The organism is Paenibacillus turpanensis (assembly GCF_011421635.1).
Lineage (GTDB): Bacteria > Bacillota > Bacilli > Paenibacillales > YIM-B00363 > Paenibacillus_AK > Paenibacillus_AK turpanensis.
The window spans coordinates 1-436 of sequence record NZ_WTLI01000068.1 but is presented as its reverse complement, the minus strand read 5'-3'; the positions used below and the strand labels follow the sequence as shown (position 1 = coordinate 436).

Below are 436 nucleotides of genomic sequence, written 5' to 3'. Positions count from 1 at the left end.
CAGAATCGGTGGCATTACATTTGCGTGCTCCTTGATTTGTTCAATCGAGAAATCATTGGTCATAGTGCAGGTCCAAATAAGGACGCTGCTCTGATTTCCCGTGCGTTTGCAAACGTAGTGGGCGATTTGCGTCAAGTTCAGTGGTTTCATACCGACCGTGGTCGCGAGTTTAAAAATCAAAAGATCGACGAGCTTCTAGAGACATTTAACATCGGCCGGTCCCTAAGCATGAAAGGCTGCCCATACGACAACGCTGTAGCCGAAGCGACCTATAAAATCATGAAAACAGAGTTCGTAAACCAAATGGACTTCCAAAGTCTCCGTCACCTCGAATTGGAGTTATACGATTACGTGAATTGGTTTAACAAGCATCGCATTCATGGGACATTAGGCTATATGACACCTGTCCAGTATCGCCAAGAAGCCCTTAAAAAGG

General features: G+C 45.4%; 1 protein-coding gene. It reads left to right on the top strand.

The genetic code is table 11. The annotated features are described in order from the left end of the window. Nucleotides 1-436, top strand: a 436-nt coding sequence (locus GQS10_RS22835) for an IS3 family transposase (protein WP_166246624.1), incomplete at both ends; no start/stop codon positions are given.